Here is a 20,071-nt window from a genome sequence, read left to right as displayed (position 1 = left end):
TCATTTTATCATATTTTTATATCTAATATTTATAAATAGTAAGCTCAAAACCTAAAATAAAATTGGAAATTATTCTAAAATATATAAAAGATATAATAAGGAGTTTGAAAATGGGGAAGATTAAAACAAAATTCACTTGTAAAGAGTGTGGTCATGAAACTGTTAAGTGGCTTGGCAAATGTCCAGGCTGCCATCAATGGAACACTATGGAAGAAGACAATTATTTTACCGGTGTAGATTCAAGTAAAAAAAATGGTCAACCGGTAAAACAACGAAAAGCTATCAATCTTAATGACGCTGAGGACATCCTCTATGAAGGATTTTCTTCAGGTATGGGGGAGTTCGACCGAGTTTTAGGTGGTCAAATTACCAAAGGGAGTTTAACCCTTATTAGTGGTGATCCTGGACAAGGCAAGAGCACCCTTCTCTCTCAAATTTCAGATAATGTGGCAGAAAAATACGGACCTGTTTTGTATGTATCAGGTGAGGAATCTGAGGGACAATTAAGAAAGCGATTCAAAGGTAGAATGAAACTATCGGGAAAAAACATCCTTGCATTGCACACAGAATCTGTACTGGACCTAGAAGATGCTGTTGAAGAACATAAACCTGTTTTATTAATCGTAGATTCCATCCAAACCATATACGATCCCTCTTCTAATGGCGACATGGGTTCTGTTTCTCAAGTGAAGGGATGTACAGCACGATTAATGAAAATTAGTAAAACCCTCGGTATAACAACTTTTGTTGTCGGTCAGGTGACTAAAGAAAAGGGTATTGCTGGTCCTAAGAATCTTGAACACATGGTTGATACTGTCATCTACCTAGAGGGTGATAAATACAATGACCTAAGATTGTTGAGGTGTAACAAGAACCGATTTGGTTCTGATAGCGAACTTGGAGTTTTTCAAATGCGAGAAGAAGGCATGGTGGAAGTCCCAAATCCATCAGAGTTTCTTTTAGATGACCGTATGGAAGGTGCTAGTGGTTCTGCAGTTATATGTATAAGCGATACTAGACCGTTGCTAATTGAGGTTCAGGCACTTGCTACAAACCAAATTGTCCAAAACGCATTCCCTAAAAGAACAAGTGTCGGATTTCAAAGAGATAGTTTAGGGATTATCACAGCAGTTCTAGAAAACAAGTGTAGCCTAACAGATTTATCTTACAAAGACATCTACGTTAAGATAACAGGCGGTATGAAGGTCTCTGAGCCTAGCGCAGACCTTGGAGTCGCCATGTCCCTTTACTCAACTAGCAAAAATAAACCCATCGACTCTAAGACAGTGATCTTAGGAGAAGTCGGGCTTGTTGGCGAAGTTCGTCCAGTAGGAAAAGTGGAATCTCTAGTAACTGAAATAGAAAGAGTCGGATTCTCGACATGCATTCTTCCTACAAAAGATTACGAAAGAGTCAAAGGGAAGGTAGAAAATATTAAACTAATACCGGTTCGTACCGTACACGATAGTATCAAGGCGTTGTTTGGATAAAAAATACCGATCAAAAATGCCAATAGACAAAGGATGGTCAGCCCATAATGAGGTCTAACCATCCTTTGTTACTAGCTCTTTTACCTATCATCTCTCAAATTATTCCGCCTCATAGCATCTATCCTAAGCAAGATACTAAATAACTTGGCGGCAGCTTTGCTTTCTGGATCTACAAATTTACAAGCAAATAAGTCTCTACCTACATTCCCCTTCCCTTTGCGAATAAATTCCATTTCTATTTCAAACTCTTCCTCCTCTAATTCAAAAAAGCCCTTGCACCTTTTAAAGTTGAATACATCTTCTGTGTAAAAAGCCATTCCATTTTTGCTTATATCTCTTATTTGACCTCTATAACTATCGACCTGAGTTTCGATCCTAATAGGTAAATTAAATAAGTCCAGCCTGTAAAACTCTCTAGCGTTATCCATTTAGCCACCTCCTCAAATAAAAATTTGCGTTTTCTTACCAATATCCTACTTTCCAACTATAATAATCTGCAATCAGGGGGTGTTTGCCTATGAAGAGTATTTTCAAAAAAAGACTAGTCTACATTGACCTCGAAAAAGATAAGGATAAAGTCGACATACGCTACTATAATATCGAAGTTTTATCGGTTGGCTACAATAAAATGCAAGTTATTTCTTCTTCTGGTAAGGGTGATAACAAAGGTAGAGAAAGTATAATTCGTATCGAGCATGATAAAAATCCTTTCGAAGAGGCGATAAAAGTCGCATGGCAGAAATACCATGAGAAAAAAGCGATGGGGTACATAAGGCGAGAAAAACTTGTGGAAGCATTAACTGATATTAAAAAGCCTGATCATAAGAGTTTGAATAGAAAAAAATACAATAAGAAAGGTAGTAAGGCTGAAAAGACGTATAAGTGTGACGGATGTAATAGAAAAATACAGAGAGAGCTCTATGAGAAAATAAATGCTTACGCAAGAGGGAACGGCGGATGGGACCAAAATAAAAAGTTTGTCGGGTATAAAAAAGTGTTTTGTATTAAGTGTCAAATTGAAAAGGACCTATTCCAAAATTCCGTTGAAAAATAATTTTATCAAGAAAGTCGACCTGAAAATGTCGGCTTTTTTCTTGCGGATTTCTTTACAAGGACTAAACTACAAACATTGATTAGGCAAAGGGGTGAGAAAATGAAGAGAATAATATTAATTATACTTTTTTGTGGGATCGTAGCTTCCTTGTTGTTTATAGGGTTGCAAACCACAGTATCAAAAAAACAAACCATTAAAGAAGAGAGATTACTAATCGCTCAGTATGGAGACCATTTAAAGTCGAATTCAAAAGTCAAAGTGGAGAGTCTAACTTGGAATGAAAGGGCTAATGATTCAATTCGATTCATATTAGTTCATGATAATGTGGAAATTTCTGATGATAGAAGGGAAATGCTACGTTCATATATTGATGAGAACAAAACAGTTCTGTTCTTTTCGGACGATGTTAATGTTATGAAAACTGGGGAAAAGTTAGATTCTGTTGTTCCAATTCCAGTTTTACATTCAGATGGAGCCGAATTTACATTTAAAGTATTTGGGTTTGGCTATTCGAAAGTTGTTGAAAAGAAGATTCCGCTTTTTTATCAAGGAAATAAAACAGAAGAAGAAACTGAAGAAGATTTGACCGAAGATATTCTTAATTTTTTAAGTGAGTATAAAACCAAGTTTTAGTTGCAAATTTCTCAAGATCAAGTATATACAAAAAGAAGCCGATGGCAGTCGACTTCTCAAACAATATAAGCATTAGAAAATGTATTAATCCAAGTAGGGCTGTTCCTTTCAGTCTTACTTTCTTTTTTAAACAGAGTTTCTTCGAATGTCTCTAAAGCGATACTTTTTCTATTAAAAAAACGCAAAGTATCGTGATACTTTAATAAGACTTCGACATCCTTCTCTTCAAATAAGTATGAACCGAGCGCTGTTCTCTTAAACGATAATAAACCCGCATCTTCTAAGTGGTTCGCTAACAAAGAGATCCGCTCAGGTGATAAATGCAAAGTCTCCCCTACATCTTTTGGTTTAATATATCTCATAAGGTACCACCTCCTATGACGACTATATAGTAGCATAGGAATTCCAAAGTCAGTGAAAAAATTATTTTTGGATTGCCAAGCAGTCTTCCAATGATTTCATTGCCTCTTCAATAGTTTCGGCAAATACATCCATTTCAACAGATCCCTCTTTATCCATCAATAATACTCGGTACCCTGAAATGTATTTATAACCGGTCACTTGATAACTTTCTCCATGCTCCCGAGTAAACACCTTCATGGTCTTAAACATAGACTCTGAAACGTCATAGACCTTCTCAGTTTCTTTTTTTCTTGGTCTTTCTTGAGTTAAAACTGAATTATTCATCTCACCTTCGTACACAATAAGCCATCTCGTTTCCTTGATGTCTCCAGTGACTTGAACCTCATACCAATACTCAAGTGGATTCGTATCATGAATCCTTTTAACAGGATCTTTCTCGATTCCTTCTTTCCTATAAGCAGAAATAACTTCCCAAGACTGACCACTTACATCAACTTTCGAGCCTATAGCGTAAGGTTGTTTTTGAAAATCGACCGTTTTGTAATGATTAAATTGCCTCAGGTTCCCTTGATATTCCCTTTTAAGCCCTTCTCCATCTTCAGCCTTACTAATACTTCTAGAGCCATTCTGTAATTTCTCAAACTCATGAGTATTTAAAAATGCAGAGATTACCCCTTCGACTAACTTTGGTTTGACTATAATTTCTCTATTGCAATAATCACATTCTACAGCCTGACACAATTGCTCTTCAGTTAAGTTTACCTCGTTACCTAATAGCAAGAACTCTTCGTTATTATCATTTATGTGAGCCAGAAAACGAGTTTCAAGTTCGCATTCTGGGCAGTTTACGTTTCCAAATATATGACTCATTGTGCCATCCTCCACTTTCTTAACAATAGTTTTTCTATACCTCTTTTGCATTTAGTCCTTAATGGCTGTTGGCATGGTATCGGAGTCACTAAACATGTTCTTAAACCCAATCTCTTTCCATACAACACATCCGTGAAGATTTGATCGCCTAGAAACATAGTCGTTCCTTGATCTAATCCTTTATACAGTAATTCTTTATGTATTTTCTTTCCAAAAGGCTTTTGACACTCACCATACCCTACCAAATGATGAGAACGACTGAATGTCGATACTCTTTCATCTTTGTTATTAGAAGCTATGATGATGTTTATTTCTGCGTCATTCATTTCTTGTAACCACTGGATGAATTCCTCATCCCCCGCTTCATTATCCTTAGCCAAAGTTCCGTCCAAATCAGAAATAATGGTTTGTATATCTCTTTCTTTCAACCAGGTTACGGTTATATCTGAATAATGCGCTAAAAAATAGTCTGGTTTCAATTTCTCTATCACTTTTGTCATTTATATCACCAAAACTATATTTACGTTTTACCGCGAATATCCTTCGTTCCAAAGTTAACAAACAATAGAACCACTACGAGGACAACATCATCCTTATCCTATTGCTCATGATTGTATGAACTACATATTCATAAGCAGTATCAAAGTTTTCGAAGTTGTTACGCTCAACCCCCTTTTGATTTATTGATACTGAGACAAGCCACTTCTTTCTTGAAATTGCATCCACTCGTATCCACGCATCTTTACTGGTTTTATAGCTTAGAACAGGGGTAGGATACGGACCTTTCCTTTTCAAGATTTTTTTATAATGGTCAAACTCCAATTCAAACTGTTCAATTCTTTTGTAAACCATTGTTTAACCGCCTCCTTTACTTACTATTAGTCGTTTCGTTACAACTAAGCTAGTCTTTCTTTCTTAGAACAATTCAATTAAAAGTGCAATTTATGGTGAGGGAATGAAGCCTCCTCTTGGAATGTATTAAAAAAGCGGAAGGATGATTATATGGATAATGTAAAATTAAATGGTTTTGATTTTTTAAAGAAAAGCGGTTATTTCTCCAGTACAAAGCCTCACTTATATAATTCTGCAGAAAAAAGAATGCAATTTTTTTATGAAGGTCTAGATTTTTATGCGCGAATCAACGTCCCTTTATCTTCTCACTGTGAGCTAACATGGTCTTACACGATAATGAAGCCGTTCTATGAAGATTTTCATGAATTTGAGAGCATGGATTTTGAATCTATAATCTCCTATGATGAATTACCTCACTGGTTTCAAGGTTTATTAGAGGAAGCTAAGCAGAAATTGATGTTTAGAGACAGAGTTAGACGCTTTTTTGTCGACTAAAAAAAGATCGGCTAAATGCCGATCTTAACTAGCTTTTTCTAATGTCTCTATATTTGATAAAAACTCATCAAAATAATTTGTTATCAGACCTACAAATTCGTCATCAGTAGGATACTCAGGTAAATCATTGTAATTGTTTTTTATTAATGATGTTTCGAAATTCTTATTATTCAAATACAACTCGAAAGACCTTGCAAATATTTCGTCTTCCTGAAAGTAATATGAAGCATTGTATTTCGTTTTCCCCTCCCATTGCTCTCTGAATGAATCGTCAGATGATAGCGACATAACATTCTCTCTAACCTTCTTTTTATATTCCTGCCTTATTCGTCTGAAATTAAGCATCTCGCTTAACAATTGACCATCCTGACTGTAATAATCACTTAGTTGGTGAGCAAGTTCATGACCGTAAGAATCCGGATGATCCAAGTCAATTATTGTATGACCGGGAAAATATATTCCCGCAGCACGATGGAGACCCAGCTTCTTTATTCGGAATGAATTGCCTTTGCAGTATGGAACCGGTACGTGTTCAATGAATTTCAGAAATTCTTCTTCTAGTAATTCAAACTTTGAAATACTAACGTCGTTATCAAGTTCTACGTAAGAATATTTGGACTTGAACGCATTATCTGCCATTACCTTCAGTTTTTCATTTGTTATATATTGTTTTGTTTGAAATGCTTTTGCCTTTTTCAAACCTTCTTTCGAAGCTTTTGTCTCCGCATTCTTTTCTGCACTTTTATGCTTTTCAAGAAAGAACGGAACTAAAAATTCAAGTGAATATGGACTAGTAACGGAAGACATCCCATAAAAGAAGTTTTTATATTCATCAGCAAATTGATCGTACTTGGTTTCGAATTCAGAATAATATTTTTTTGCAATACTTAATACATCTTCTTTAAAGCTCTTGTCTCTTGGAAGTTTTAATAAGGATTTTTTCGAATTAAATAGCTCCTCTACCACCACCATTTGAAGTTCGTCCATATGATTAGACCTAAACTCTCTCAAACCACTGTTTACAAGTGCATTAGATAATAATGTGACGATATCGAAAATGTATTTAGCCTCCATACTCCCTACTCGCCTTCTTGTACCATGCTTCTTCTTGTTTTTTAGCTCTACCTGCGTTGTATATCCAACGACCTGCGAATCGCCCTGGATACATGTCACTCTCATTGGTAATAATTTTTCAATGAAGTCATCGTCAGATTTTTTATGACTATCGTAGACTACTTTTAATAACCTCATAACGTTTCCATAATCCTCTTCTTTGTTTGACAACTTATCGATTCTAATAGAGTAATTGTCATCTGATAATTCATCTACGAAATCAATAATTTCCTCAAAGGTAGCACTTTTAGTAAACTTTCTTATCCCTCTTTTTACGTCATTCACCATTTTCTTATAGAGTTCTAACCCACTCTTCGACTCATCATAAGAAAGCTTCATGTTAGAAAGTTTTTCTGGCATCTTTTTTTGTAAAAACACTTCTCTTCTAATTTCTTCTTTCCTTACACTCGTCACCTTGGTCATAGGTACATCCCCTTTTTGTATTGTGTATTTGGTTCCTTTTCAAAAATTATAATTAAAGTCCACTTTTTTTGTGAAAAACTAACTAATTTTATCTTTTTTCTAATAATAGGTCGAAATGCGATATAATTTATCGTAAGAAAAACGTATGAGGAGGACAATAAATGGAACCAACACAACAACGCACTTGGAGTATCCAAATCCATTCTGAAGGCTACGTTAAATTAAAACACAATAGATCCGATAACCTGATATTAACCACAAGGAGTAAGGAACAAGCATTTGAAGCGCGCGATAAATTGGATACTATTATGGATTGGAGCAAAGAAGAGAAAGTTCTAGAAAAGATGTATGAACAAAGCGAAGACCAGTATAAATCAGCATACGAAGTAATTAAAGATTTTCAAATAGCAGAACAACCTATCAATTTTAATTACTTAGAAACGTACAATGCCAAAAGACAGACTGTACTTTATGCAATTTTAGACGACTCTGGCGATAAAAAACATGTTAGAGGAACCTATTTAGGTTTAGGTGTTGCTAGTCACCATGAAAAAAGCGGTTGGACAATTGACCATATACCTAGTGGTACCGTAGTAACTCATGGCATGCATACGCTTGAACAAGTAGAAACAATTATCTCTATTATTGATCACTATGATCTTGTTAACTGGGAAGATAAAAACGCATTGGAGAATTTAATAAAAAACGAGCCTCTAAAAGAGTATCTAAAGTTATTAAAAAATTCTTTGTTAGACGGAAAGAACCCTCCCAAACCAACAGTTAATTTGGTTCTTAACAATGCTCCTGAATTTGGCGGCACAAATTCCACACAAAAGCCTGAACCTTCTCCTAAGATTCAGGACAAAGTTGATAAACCTAAGAAGAATAAAAAGGCAGATATTGATATTGATAGCACAAACATAAATACAGACAGCGAAGAAACGGAACGCCAAGAAATATTGGACTCAGCTCTAAAACAGCTAGAAGGAATGGTAGGTCTAAGACCTATAAAGACAGAGGTAAAAGAGTTAATTGGAAGGTTGCGCGGATTGAAAAAAATCCAAAAGAGTGGCAATGTCACTCCCCCGCAAGAATCCTTGCATTCAATATTTACAGGTAATCCTGGAACAGGTAAAACCGTTGTTGCAAGAATCATGGCAGATATTTATTACGGACTCGGTTATATACCAGAAAGAAAATGCCACGAAGTATCTGCAGCTGATCTGGTATCTGGTTATAATAATATGTCCGCAACTGAAACTAGAAAGCATTTAGACCTTGCTATGGGCGGAGTGTTTTTTATTGATGAGGCATACGCATTAAGAAACGGTAAGAACGGTATTGAGACGATTACGGAACTCGTGAACGAGGTTGAAAAAAGAAAAAACGACTTCGTCCTCATAATGGCAGGTTACGGAACAGACATGGATGAAATGTTAAATGAGAACATCGGGTTTAGTTCCAGAATTCCAAACCGTTTCCATTTCCCTGACTACACGCCAAATGAAGTTAAGGGTATTATCATCAAATCTTTAGAATCGTATGGGTACGATTGTTCAAATGTAAACAAAGCAATCGAAGTCGCTCTCAGAACAAAGACAAAGAATGGCGTTGTTGATGGAAATGCTAGAACTGCAAGGAACTTATCTGAAGCCATTAACAAACAATTCCTAATCCGTATTGATAAAGAGGCAGACGAGAATATTGTACCTGTATTAGTTGAAGAAGATATCAAGTATGCAACAAAGAAAAATAATCAAACTGATGAGGAAGGTTTAGAACTCATTAAAAAAGAGGCATTGGAGAACCTTAACACGATGATCGGTTTGAACAATTTAAAAGAAAAAGTTAGAAATACTCTTTACTACCTCCAAGCGGAAGAAATGAAATTAGAAAGCGGATTAACGACTCAAAAACCATCTATGCACATGTTGTTTATGGGTCCTCCCGGAACTGGTAAGACAACTGTTGCCCGTATTGTGGGAAGGCTTTTCAAGGGCGCTGGACTTCTAACTAATGGCACTTTCACCGAAGCTGGTCGTGCAGATCTTGTTGAAGAGTACCAAGGTCACACTGCAAAAAACGTAAAGAGAGTCGTCCAGCAATCACTTGGAGGAATCTTATTTATCGATGAAGCTTATTCATTAGTGCAAAATGAGCGAGACACTTTCGGAATCGAAGCTATCGACACTCTTGTAGCCGAAATGGAGAATAACAAGGATGACCTTTTAGTTATTTTCGGAGGTTATAAGGAACAAATTCATAAACTATTCGAGTCTAACCCTGGTTTACCTCAAAGGTTTAGAACACATCTAGAGTTCCCTCACTACTCTAAGGATGAACTTCTAGAGCTACTAATGCTTGAGATGAAATCGAACAATTTAGTCCCTACTGAAGAAGCTATCACTTTCTTCGAGGAAGAATTGATGAAACTAATGGAAGGTGAAGGCTATATAGATGGGGACGGTCGCTGGATCAGAAACATGGTTGATAATGTTAAGATGACCCAGGGAGTTAGAATTGTAACATCTGGAGAGAAAGAAGATTTAACTTCTGTAACTATCGAAGACATGCAACAAGCCTTATTAGAAAGAAGCGCTTAAACAGCGCTTCTTTTTAGTGGGAATATTCTATGATAAACTCCTTAGCTATCTCCCTGTCATCGAAATTAAATGTGTGTTCCCCGACTATTTGGTATGTTTCATGTCCTTTTCCAGCGATTAATACACAATCCCCCTTAGACGCCTTCTTCACAGCGTACTCGATTGCACTCTTCCTATTCACAAGGGGAAATACGCCTTCTAAAGAATCTACTCCCTTTAGCATGTCTTCAATTATTGTAGAAGGGCTTTCAGTCCTTGGGTTATCAGAAGTGAATACGACCATGTCAGAATACTTTTTTGCCACTCCCCCCATACCAGAACGCTTACTTTTGTCTCTATCTCCACCGCATCCAACGACACAAATAACTTTTCCTTCCGTAAATGACCGTGCAGTTTTCAATACATTTTCAAGAGCATCAGGCGTATGAGCGTAATCGACGATGACGCTATAATCTTGCTCCTTATAAACTGATTCCATTCTTCCTTGTACTCCTTCAAAGTCTTCAAGTGATTTAATAATGTCATTTAACTCATAGTCTAAAGACCAAAGCAATGAAATAGTCGCAAGTGTGTTGTAAACATTAAAAATCCCCAACAACTTCGTTTTGACTTCAAAACAATCACCTTCAACAGTAAGCTTAAAGCTTGTACCTTGTGGAGAAGTTTTAATTTCTGATCCTTTTATTTTAGATTCATCATCTAAACCATATGTAATCGATTCGTGAATAGACAGCCCGTTATAATAATTAAAACTTTTATCATCTTTGTTCAGGATAACCGACTTCTTATCCTTTCCGATAGAATTACCCATCCTCTCAAATAGTAATCCCTTCGCCTTTCGGTATTCTTCCATCGTTTCGTGAAAATCCAAGTGATCTTGAGAAAGGTTGGTAAAGATACAATGATCAAATTCAATACCATTCACCCTTCCTAACTCCAACGCGTGAGAAGACACTTCCATAATTACATACTGAACACTTTCATTTACCATTTCGTGCAATACTCGCTGCAACTCTATAGATTCAGGAGTTGTGTTTTTAGTTTCCATCACACGATCCCCAATCTTTATGTGCATGGTTCCGATTAGTCCGGTCTTGTGCCCCATATCATCTAAAATGCCTTTAATCATAGTTGAAACTGTTGTTTTCCCGTTGGTACCTGTGATTCCGATAACCTTAATCTTCTTGCTCGGAAATTCAAAAAATGTTGAAGCGACAATAGCCATTGCTTTCTTTGTATCAGGTACTTCGATGTAAGTCACGCCATCTCTTTGTTCAGCCGGCATTTCCTCTACAAGAAACGCAGACACTCCCCGCTCAATCAATTGAGGTATATACTGATGCCCATCTACATTATGACCTTTAACACAAATGAATAGAGTTCTACTATCCACTACTTTTCTAGAATCCATTTGTATATCCGATACTTCTTTATTATTCATACCATGAACTTTCTTAAAAACTAATGCATCTAGTAGCCTTCTGAGTTCCATTTCAATCATCCTTTTTTATTAGAGGGTTAGTTTTAAATCTCATTGACCGATTAATTCTAATACTTTTTTATTGTTGAGTTACGAGGTTTTCCCTTGTCTTCAAGAAAAGATTAAAAAATGAAGGAGGCTACTATGAAAAAGTTACTCATATCAATGTTTGTATTCTTTATCATTGGGTTGCTATTAGGGTTTGCTCTTGCTCTAACACAGCTATAACAATAACTACGCTCTCGAACCTCTATCTCTCACATGTCCTTCAAGTACCTTATCCCCTCTATACAGACCAACTGGAACAACGTGAAAACCCATATAGGTTTTTTCATATTTTATTAGCATTCATTTATACATAACTTGTCTTGGAGGACCTATTATGAAGGGATACATTGTAGAAGGAAAAAATGACGTTAAAAAAGTGCAGCAAGTTTTGGAGAACTGCTACTTTGTTGTTTTAAATGGGGTAAGATTCCACCACGCAGAACGGTTGGAGATCAAAAAAGCTCTGTCAATCTGCGAAGAAGTATATATTTTAACAGACCCTGACGAAGCCGGAGATAATGTAGCAGAAAAAATAAGCTATGAATTTCCTGAGATTAAAAGGATTCTAATCGACCCGAATAAGGCTAAAACCTTAAAAAGACGCGGTTATAAATATGGAGTTGAATATTGCTCAAATCGTTATTTAAGGGAAAGGCTCATGACTGTCACATTTAAAGAGGAACAAGAAAAATAAATCAAGATTATACCTTGTAGGATAGTAGTCAATCATATGGCTAACTATCCTTTTCGCTTTTGCAAAGGCTAGTATGAACGTCTACTTGAAAGGCATAGACAAAGCTTTTTAAATAAGTTAATAACGACATAATACGTGACCCTTCCTTCTTGTAACTACAACAAACTCAGGCTTATAGATAGAACCTATTTTCTTTCCAAACCAATTGAGCAACTGATATAATAAAAACATATAATTCCATATAATCATGTGAATAGAAATTTAAATTTAGACTTAAATCCATACCCCAGGAGGAATAATCTTGAACGGAATATGTGAAATTTGCAAAGAAAAAGAAGCAGTTGGAAAAGTTATAGCTGTATCCCCTTTAGGCGGAGATCAAAAAGAAATTAGCATTTGTGAAGAATGTGGAGGCATCAACTCCTCCCCTGAAGAAATGGTGAAAAAATTAAGCTCCTATATAGAAAGCGAACTTTCGGATGGCACGAATAATGAGGGCACTAAACAGGCTACCGACTCACCCCATAAGAAGAAAGAGTCGCCTAAAAAAGTAAGCTTTCTAGACAAATACGGCATTAATAAGACCAAACAAGCAAAAGACGGTCTGATCGACCCCATTATTGGTCGAGATAAAGAGGTCTGGGAAACAGTACGCATCCTTAATCGAAGAAATAAAAACAATCCTGTATTGATTGGTGAGCCAGGTGTGGGTAAGACAGCTATAGCTGAAGGTCTAGCTCAACTGATCGTTGAGGAGAAGGTTCCATCTAAATTAATTAATTCTGAATTGTATTTGTTAGATATCAACTCTTTAATAGCAGGTACAGGTATAAAAGGACAATTGGAAGGTAGATTAAAGTCAATCATCCAAGAGGTAAAGAAAAGAGACAATCTTATTTTATTTATTGATGAGCTCCATATGATTGTTGGTTCAGGTGCTTCGAACCGAGACTCGATGGACGTAAGTAATATCCTCAAACCCGCTCTTGCTAATGGGGATTTACAGTTAATCGGAGCAACTACATTAGAGGAATATAGGACGATTGAAAAGGATGCAGCTCTCGAAAGGCGTTTCCAGCCAGTTCACATTAATGAGCCTTCTATCGAAATGACAATCGAAATGATCAAGGGGAATCGATTCATTTATGAGAAATATCATCACGTTCGGATTCCAAACGAAACCATTGAGGCTGTAGCTAAACTTTCAGATAGGTACATCAAGAACCGTCACTTACCTGATAAAGCTTTTGACTTAATTGATGAAGCTGGTGCCGATGCAAACTTAAGAATGTCTAATCATCATAATTTGCATCACAAACTAAAGGATATACTTTCTAAAAAAGACCAAGCGACTCTTGATGAAAACTATGAATTAGCCGCGTCCTATCGAGATCAGGAGAAAGAATTACAAAAACAAATCCAAAGTGAAATCGAAATGTTTCCTCACATTGAAATCAACATCAAGGATATTCAGAATTTGATTCAGCAAAAGACAGGTGTTCCGGTCTCTAAGCTTGAGGAATCTGAAAAAAATAAAATGAAGAACTTACAAGAGAACCTGTTAAAAGTAATTGTAGGACAGGATGAAGCGGTCTCAAAAGTTTCTAAAGCTGTACGTAGGAGTTATGCAGGGATCCAGCCAGACAATAGACCGATCGCTTCCTTCTTATTTGTCGGTCCAACAGGTGTGGGTAAGACAGAATTGGCTAAACGCTTAGCTGAGTCGGTCTTGGGTGAGTCTGACTCCATTCTGCGCTTTGATATGAGCGAGTATATGGAGAAACATTCTGTATCAAAACTAATAGGCTCTCCTCCAGGGTATGTTGGTTTTGAGCAATCTGGTCAACTAACGGAAAAAGTAAGAAGAAATCCTTATAGTATTGTCCTTATGGACGAAATTGAAAAAGCTCATCCGGAAGTCCAAAACTTGTTTTTGCAAGCTCTAGATAATGGCGCTATCACGGATAATCAAGGTCGTTCAGTTAGCTTCGAGGATACAATTATTATCATGACAAGTAACGCAGGTTCTACCGATCCTGACCAAAAAGTAGTAGGTTTTAACGAAGGGAATCATTCGGCTTACGACTTGGAAAGAAAATTAAAAAGACATTTCACTCCTGAATTTCTAAATCGATTCGACTCTTTAGTCGAGTTTAATCACTTAAGTTTAGAGGATACAAAAAGTATCGTAGACTTAATGTTTAAACCGTTATCCGAGAAACTGCGTGACCGCAACATCACATTAAGTATCACAGATAAAGCAAAAGAATTACTTTCAGAATTGGGCTACCACAAGGAGTTTGGAGCAAGACCCTTGAGAAGAACAATTCAAGAATATGTAGAAGATCCTTTATCAGATATGTTGATCGATAGCGAAGAAGTTATTACTCAAATCACTGTTGGAGTAAAGAATAAAAAAATAAAGTTAACGAATAGATGATGCCACGCATCATCTATTTTTTAGGTGATATCCTTTATGAATTTAGGTATTATACCACCGGAGCACCACTTATTTTTTTAACATAAAAAAAGAGCTACTTATGGAAGTAGCTCTTTTTTCTCATTTATTTTCTTTAATTGCCGTTAAAACTTCACGTACAACTAAATTAAAATTTTTATAAGTGTTTAATAAAATTTCCAATTGCGCTTCACTGAAAAATTCCACATCTGTATGCTCTAGTGTTTCTTTTGCTGTTTTCATATTGTCAATCAATTCATTTATTTCATCATATGGTGTTGCATCACTTCCTTGATTAGCTTTTTTATAAATATTAAAAATGCCTATGTCGAAATCATCAATATCTGTTATTCCTGATTCTTGGTCCTCAGGAAAGTATGAATCTCCATTTGCTTGAACTTCACCTTTCTCTAATTTTTTAGTTACAAACTTATCAGGGTCTTCTTTCAGCTTAATAACTTCTTCTTTCGTAAGGTTCATCTGAGCTCCCATTCGGAACCACACAGGTAACTTTTCTTCATTATTTACCTCTGTTGTGATGTTCTTACTCTCTTCTTCATTTTTTTCATATTCAGTATATTCTATTTCTATTTCCGCTAAAAAGTTTTCCTTCCTCAAATCATCTTCAAAAGTATGAAAAGAACGAATTTCCAAGCCAGGATCTTTTGTTATGATTCTTGCAGCTAATTGCTTTGACACATCATACCATTCTTCCATGTTGTACTTCTTAAAGACTTTTTCGTGCTCTTCATCTGAAATTTTTTCTTCGCACTCCTCAGACATTTTAGTGTAAATTGCAAAAGTTTCATCATCGAAGCGAACTTCCATCTTTACTTGTACACCTGTATCCTCAAGGATGACCCTTTCAAATTCCTTTTCTAATTCAACACTATTGAATTCATATGACACGTAGTTTGGTTTTCTCATTGTAATCCTCCTATGGACTCGTAGTGATAATATCATAGTACAATTTCCAACCTTCGGTGTATAAAAAAAGAAAAAGAAGGGTTCCCCTTCTCTCTCTTTGTTAATTTATCATGCGGTTAATTTTCCTATCCTTCTAATTCTTTCTTCATATTTTGAATATGCTCTTCACTTCCGCTGAGCAATATCTTATCACCGCATTCCAAACTTGTATCTCCATGAGGGATGACTGCTGAACCATTACGATATATTTGTAGAATCAGTGTATCTCCTAAAAATGGAACATGCCTCAATTGGATTCCCTCGTATTTCGTATTTTTCATCCTGACTTCTTTTATGCTTTCCCCACTATTATTAAGTAATCTAATTAACGAAGGGCTAGCGATCATGGAACGAACCAATACTCTCGTTGAATTCAACGTAGAGAAAACACCATACCCCTCTTCTATTAATTCTTCGTATTTTTCATTTGCTTCGACTCGCACAAGCACTTGTTTCACTCCGTATTCTTTAGCCTTCCTTGCAATTTCTATATTTCTAGCATCATTCCCTGTCCCAATTATTATGCTGTCGACATCAAATGCTGACGACTTCTCTAACAACATTGAATTCAACTCAGGAAGTTCAACTAAAGGAAAATGATGATCTTTTTCGGAAAGGTCTCCTACAGTAAGTTTGGTTTGTTTAGCGCTATAAACATTAACAGTGAAATCCTTTTCTAGGTCTAGTGATACGGGAAGTGTTAATCTATTTGCCCCAATAATTGATACCTTCTTTTTTTCCTTATCTATTTTAGGTATCATCTTTGTGAAAATAATAGGCGAAACAAAGCATGTAATAACAGCTACTAATATAAATGCATTGCTAAGTTCTTCGTCCATAACCCCTAAATCTACCCCAACTTTAGCAGCAGCAATAACGAGGCTCAAAGTAGAAGTTAGTAGCAATCCTGAACTAAATACTTCTTTCCAAGAAAACCACCTCTTAAGTATGAGCGAAGGAACAATCTTAGAAAGGTATAGCAAGACAAGTAATATAGGTATCAACATTACTATTTTAGGATTTTTTAATAAAGATTGTATTTCAATTTCTACACCAACCATTACAAAGAAAATAGGTATTAAGAAGCCATACCCAAATGAGTCTAGTTGATGAACAAATTCCTTTTTAGGAGCTAACAAAGAAATGATCACCCCTGCCAAAAACGCTCCAAGTATATTCTCCGCACCTAATGTTTCAGAAAGTCCCACAAATAAAAGAATAAGAGCGAATACCCCTCTAGTACCTAGTTGGACCGTCCCACTCAACAATGAATCAAATACCTTCACTCTGAAGAAACGTTTGATAAAGCGGTACGATACAAAGACTATTACAAATAGTAAAAGCAATGATAATGAATTTAAGATATTTTCGGATTTAGCCATAACATAGAAGGCTAGCAGGATCATCGTCATGAAGTCTGATATCACAGCTATCAAAAGAACTGTTTGTCCTATTGTTGTATCCAATAAATCTTTTTCCTTCAATACTGGAACGACGACCCCTAATGATATGGTCGATACTATTAATGTTGTAATGAAGACATCTTGAACCAAATCTAACATTACAAGCCCGTAAGAAAAAAGAAATGATAAGAGTAAGATCCCTGAGAACACTATGACAGCAATCTTAAAAGGCTGGGGACCTTTTTTCCCTCCCAACTTTCTTTTATCAAAACTACTAAAATCAATTTCCAAGCCACTTAAGAACATTAAATATATAAAACCTAATACAGATAGCAAGCTTAGCCAAGGATCGTCATGAACGATATTCAATCCACTCTTACCTATGATAATACCTGCTATGATTTCAGCCACTACCAAAGGTATAATATTCAATTTCAATTTATGTAACATAATGGGCACTAAGAATGCCACGCTTACAACGATCATTAGGGATGTTAACGATTGATGTCCGTCCATATTTTCGCTCCTTTTTACTACAGTTGAATTTAAGCCATTATCCTATTCTTTTTCTATATAAAAAAATTCCCCTTTTTGTTCAAACTTTTTTCATTAAGTGGTATTCTTTTTTCAATTGCGACAGGAGGGAGAATCATGGATGAGAGCCAATTAATTCATTTCGCTAGAGAACTCAGCCACTTCTTAGTAGATTTCAGCGAAGATATTGATAATGTAAAATCCGGTGATTGGAAAGCGGTCAAAAACAATATAAATGATGGTGATATTCAGGTAAGGATCTACCGGAATATTTCAGAGATTATCTTTGTCTATAATGGGGCTGGGAGTGTTAAGTTGGAAGTTGATATCAGTCTGAGGAAACAGGCAGACCCTCTCCTCTATGAAGGGTTAATAAATTTTCTTAAAGATAAGAGATACCCTTTCAAGGACAACATCGAAGATAACACCTTTAAAATATCCTTGAAATTTGAAGATACTAAGTTGTTAGAACAACTGATCTATTCATACATACTCCCACTAGGGTATAAATAAACAAATGGAAACGCGTTTAAAAAAAGACCTAACGGTCTTTTTATTTTGCAAGCGCTCGATATTCCAAACGACATTTGAAATATGTATACTGTCTCTACTATTTATGTAGAGAGGATGAAAACCATTGAATATTCTTCTAAGCAGTACAGAAAACTTCCTTAACAATGCTAAGAACATTAACTTGGGTATCTCAGTTGGCAATATAGGAGATTTATTTACAAGCGCAGCTATGTTTCTATCCCTATGTTTGGGGATATTTTTTATCACAATGATTATATTTCGTAATATCAAAAGTAAGTCATTTAACCAAGAAAAACGTAATCTCCTTAACTCTAACCAAAGCAACATTTCCAACCTACTTAACTCTATAGAAACACTTAAAAATAGAGACACGGAAGGTTTTGAGAAACATATTGAGTCTTCTCTAGCTCAAATGGACGAATTACTTGAGGAAAGTCGTCTTACTGAAGTCGAATTAAGTAATATCAAGCTCCCGATTTCTAACTACGAATCCGTATCCATTCTATTTTCGGAATACCGCAAGAAAATTAAAAATTGCAAACTAGACATACCTTCCGTCGATAATTTAGTTCGCGATATAGAAGGTGTTCAGAGTAATAATGAAGAGCTATTGACCAATATTGAAAAAAGTCTCAATAAAGTAGGAACTCTCCTCTCTTCAGTCGCTTCTCTCAAAGAGGAGCATGGTTTACATACTTTTAATGAAGATGTCTACGGTCAGCGTTTAACCGAAATCTATGAGCATTATAAAGGAATCGTATCCAACGAGGAAGACGCAGCAAATAAAGGTGAAGCTTATTCCGTCGTATTAAATTCTCTTGAAGACTTAGATTACACTCTTGTTAGTGTAGAAGAACAATTGGTGGTTGCTACAAACCTCCCTTCATTATTGGACACTCATAAAAAAGGCTTAGAACAATTGTTTAAAGGGTACGAAGTGGACCCTAGAGACTTAGGGATCTATAACAAGTTTTCTGAGATAGAGGAAACAATTACAAATGTTTATAAGCACCTTTCTAGTGGCTCTCTTGAGGCTTCTCAAGAGCTATTGCAGAAAATCGGCGATATGATTGGCAATATCTCAGAGGAAGCTGCTCAGATAAAAACAATGGATTCAAATAACGAGGAGCTAATCTTCAAAGTTGAATACCAGATTAATAACCACCAGAACATCGATGAACTCTTCCAAAGTAACTTACAAGAGCTGCACGATTCTTTTAGTTCAATTCATTGGGAATACGTAATCGAGTTATTTGAAGAATCTAAAGAGAAATTAGCAAAACTCAAATACCAATTCCACAAATTGAAACAACAAAAGCAAAGTAAAGAATTAAACTTTGTCCAAGTTAATGAGATCATCACTAGCATACAAGAGCAATTGGAGTCAGTTCAGAGTGATTTAGATGAAGCATTAAATCTTTCTCATACTCTGAACTCTAAATTAGAAGAGCGCAGAAATGAATCTAAAACTATCTCAAAAGATTTTGAGCAGACGATTGGAAAACACCATAATCTGCTAGAAAATAATGACCGTCTTAGGGAACTGTTGGAATCAATCCAACTAGAATTCTCTGAGTTACAACAAGCAGAACTACAAAAGCCATTTGATTTGTTAGTTGTATCGCGCAAACAAGAGAACCTAAAGACATTAATTGATGAATTTTCAGAAGTTGCCAATGAACACTACGAAAAACAGACAGAAGTAACACATAAAATCTCAACTTTGCAGGATAAAATGAAAAATGATATTTTCTCTGAAGAGGCAGCTAAGATTAATGAGAATCTGACAGCGGTAGAATACTTAATTAAGGCTGGGATGTTAGATGAAGCATTAAAGGAGATTAATTCATTAGAAGGTATAGTTCTTACGCTAGAAGAGAAGAAAAAACACTCAGATGAAAACGATGCGAACAACTAATGAAACTACCTTGAACCTATGAAAGTAAAGTTAGAAACCCATGTCGCCAATTCTTCAATTGATGCCATGGGTTCTTTGTATTCGATTTATCAAAAATAAAAATAGTAGTTTTGTTGTATTATCTTTATTTTTGCTTTATA

At 35.8% G+C, this 20,071-nt stretch carries 18 protein-coding genes; 9 read left to right on the top strand and 9 right to left on the bottom strand.

The genetic code is table 11. The features are described from left to right. Nucleotides 1-110: 110 nt before the first annotated feature. Complete coding sequence (gene radA, locus ACXAEY_RS24950; RefSeq protein WP_474816220.1) at nucleotides 111-1,490, top strand: DNA repair protein RadA; 1,380 nt, start codon at nucleotides 111-113, stop codon at nucleotides 1,488-1,490. 80 nt (nucleotides 1,491-1,570) lie between these two features. Here radA and ACXAEY_RS24945 read toward each other — a convergent pair whose 3' ends face one another. Continuing rightward, nucleotides 1,571-1,918, bottom strand: coding sequence for a PilZ domain-containing protein (locus ACXAEY_RS24945; protein WP_474816218.1), 348 nt, complete (start codon nucleotides 1,916-1,918; stop codon nucleotides 1,571-1,573). An 89-nt stretch (nucleotides 1,919-2,007) separates the two neighbouring features. Between ACXAEY_RS24945 and ACXAEY_RS24940 the strand changes: the two genes are divergently transcribed. Together ACXAEY_RS24940 and ACXAEY_RS24935 are read left to right on the top strand one after the other, a co-directional pair. Further along, complete coding sequence (locus ACXAEY_RS24940) at nucleotides 2,008-2,544, top strand: hypothetical protein (protein ID WP_474816216.1); 537 nt, start codon at nucleotides 2,008-2,010, stop codon at nucleotides 2,542-2,544. A gap of 99 nt (nucleotides 2,545-2,643) precedes the next feature. Next, nucleotides 2,644-3,177, top strand: coding sequence for a hypothetical protein (locus tag ACXAEY_RS24935; protein ID WP_474816214.1), 534 nt, complete (start codon nucleotides 2,644-2,646; stop codon nucleotides 3,175-3,177). A gap of 56 nt (nucleotides 3,178-3,233) precedes the next feature. Here ACXAEY_RS24935 and ACXAEY_RS24930 read toward each other — a convergent pair whose 3' ends face one another. The 4 genes from ACXAEY_RS24930 to ACXAEY_RS24915 form a co-directional block, all read right to left on the bottom strand. Then, on the bottom strand, nucleotides 3,234-3,539 hold the full coding sequence (locus tag ACXAEY_RS24930; RefSeq protein WP_474816212.1) for a MerR family transcriptional regulator: 306 nt from the start codon (nucleotides 3,537-3,539) through the stop codon (nucleotides 3,234-3,236). A 61-nt stretch (nucleotides 3,540-3,600) separates the two neighbouring features. Then, on the bottom strand, nucleotides 3,601-4,410 hold the full coding sequence (locus ACXAEY_RS24925) for a hypothetical protein (protein ID WP_474816210.1): 810 nt from the start codon (nucleotides 4,408-4,410) through the stop codon (nucleotides 3,601-3,603). After that, a complete protein-coding gene (locus ACXAEY_RS24920) occupies nucleotides 4,407-4,910 on the bottom strand; it encodes a YqeG family HAD IIIA-type phosphatase (protein WP_474816209.1) in 504 nt (167 codons plus the stop codon). Before ACXAEY_RS24920 ends, ACXAEY_RS24925 begins: the two co-directional genes overlap by 4 nt. Before the next feature lie 73 nt (nucleotides 4,911-4,983). Then, on the bottom strand, nucleotides 4,984-5,262 hold the full coding sequence (locus tag ACXAEY_RS24915) for a hypothetical protein (RefSeq protein WP_474816207.1): 279 nt from the start codon (nucleotides 5,260-5,262) through the stop codon (nucleotides 4,984-4,986). 150 nt (nucleotides 5,263-5,412) lie between these two features. Between ACXAEY_RS24915 and ACXAEY_RS24910 the strand changes: the two genes are divergently transcribed. Continuing rightward, a complete protein-coding gene (locus tag ACXAEY_RS24910; protein ID WP_474816205.1) occupies nucleotides 5,413-5,757 on the top strand; it encodes a hypothetical protein in 345 nt (114 codons plus the stop codon). 24 nt (nucleotides 5,758-5,781) lie between these two features. On the opposite strand, the gene ACXAEY_RS24905 is transcribed toward ACXAEY_RS24910, so the two are convergent. Beyond that, nucleotides 5,782-7,293 carry a hypothetical protein gene (locus ACXAEY_RS24905; protein ID WP_474816204.1) on the bottom strand — a complete coding sequence of 504 codons (1,512 nt, stop codon included), beginning with the start codon at nucleotides 7,291-7,293 and terminating at the stop codon, nucleotides 5,782-5,784. A 161-nt stretch (nucleotides 7,294-7,454) separates the two neighbouring features. On the opposite strand from ACXAEY_RS24905, the gene ACXAEY_RS24900 reads away from it, so the two are divergent. Beyond that, the gene (locus ACXAEY_RS24900) at nucleotides 7,455-9,896 is read left to right on the top strand and encodes an AAA family ATPase (protein ID WP_474816202.1); all 2,442 of its coding nucleotides are present in this window, start codon (nucleotides 7,455-7,457) and stop codon (nucleotides 9,894-9,896) included. 13 nt (nucleotides 9,897-9,909) lie between these two features. Here ACXAEY_RS24900 and ACXAEY_RS24895 read toward each other — a convergent pair whose 3' ends face one another. Then, entirely contained in the window at nucleotides 9,910-11,388 is a 1,479-nt protein-coding gene (locus ACXAEY_RS24895; protein ID WP_474816200.1) for a UDP-N-acetylmuramoyl-L-alanyl-D-glutamate--2,6-diaminopimelate ligase, read from the bottom strand. A gap of 370 nt (nucleotides 11,389-11,758) precedes the next feature. On the opposite strand from ACXAEY_RS24895, the gene ACXAEY_RS24890 reads away from it, so the two are divergent. Both ACXAEY_RS24890 and ACXAEY_RS24885 read left to right on the top strand, forming a co-directional pair. After that, nucleotides 11,759-12,118, top strand: a complete 360-nt coding sequence (locus ACXAEY_RS24890) for a ribonuclease M5 (protein ID WP_474816198.1) — start codon at nucleotides 11,759-11,761, stop codon at nucleotides 12,116-12,118. Between the two features lie 301 nt (nucleotides 12,119-12,419). After that, on the top strand, nucleotides 12,420-14,558 hold the full coding sequence (locus tag ACXAEY_RS24885) for an ATP-dependent Clp protease ATP-binding subunit (protein WP_474816195.1): 2,139 nt from the start codon (nucleotides 12,420-12,422) through the stop codon (nucleotides 14,556-14,558). A gap of 120 nt (nucleotides 14,559-14,678) precedes the next feature. Here ACXAEY_RS24885 and ACXAEY_RS24880 read toward each other — a convergent pair whose 3' ends face one another. After that, complete coding sequence (locus ACXAEY_RS24880; protein ID WP_474816194.1) at nucleotides 14,679-15,503, bottom strand: hypothetical protein; 825 nt, start codon at nucleotides 15,501-15,503, stop codon at nucleotides 14,679-14,681. Nucleotides 15,504-15,628: 125 nt separating this feature from the next. Continuing rightward, the gene (locus ACXAEY_RS24875) at nucleotides 15,629-17,461 is read right to left on the bottom strand and encodes a monovalent cation:proton antiporter family protein (protein WP_474816192.1); all 1,833 of its coding nucleotides are present in this window, start codon (nucleotides 17,459-17,461) and stop codon (nucleotides 15,629-15,631) included. A 135-nt stretch (nucleotides 17,462-17,596) separates the two neighbouring features. Between ACXAEY_RS24875 and ACXAEY_RS24870 the strand changes: the two genes are divergently transcribed. Together ACXAEY_RS24870 and ACXAEY_RS24865 are read left to right on the top strand one after the other, a co-directional pair. Further along, nucleotides 17,597-17,992: a hypothetical protein gene (locus ACXAEY_RS24870; RefSeq protein ID WP_474816190.1), complete on the top strand. Its 396-nt coding sequence runs from the start codon at nucleotides 17,597-17,599 to the stop codon at nucleotides 17,990-17,992. Nucleotides 17,993-18,116: 124 nt separating this feature from the next. Beyond that, the gene (locus tag ACXAEY_RS24865; protein ID WP_474816188.1) at nucleotides 18,117-19,931 is read left to right on the top strand and encodes a hypothetical protein; all 1,815 of its coding nucleotides are present in this window, start codon (nucleotides 18,117-18,119) and stop codon (nucleotides 19,929-19,931) included. The last annotated feature ends 140 nt before the right edge of the window (nucleotides 19,932-20,071 follow it).

It is taken from the genome of Anaerobacillus sp. ABA4_114, from assembly GCF_056159065.1.
Note: the sequence above shows the minus strand (reverse complement) of the source record. Positions and strands in the feature narration are given on the sequence as shown.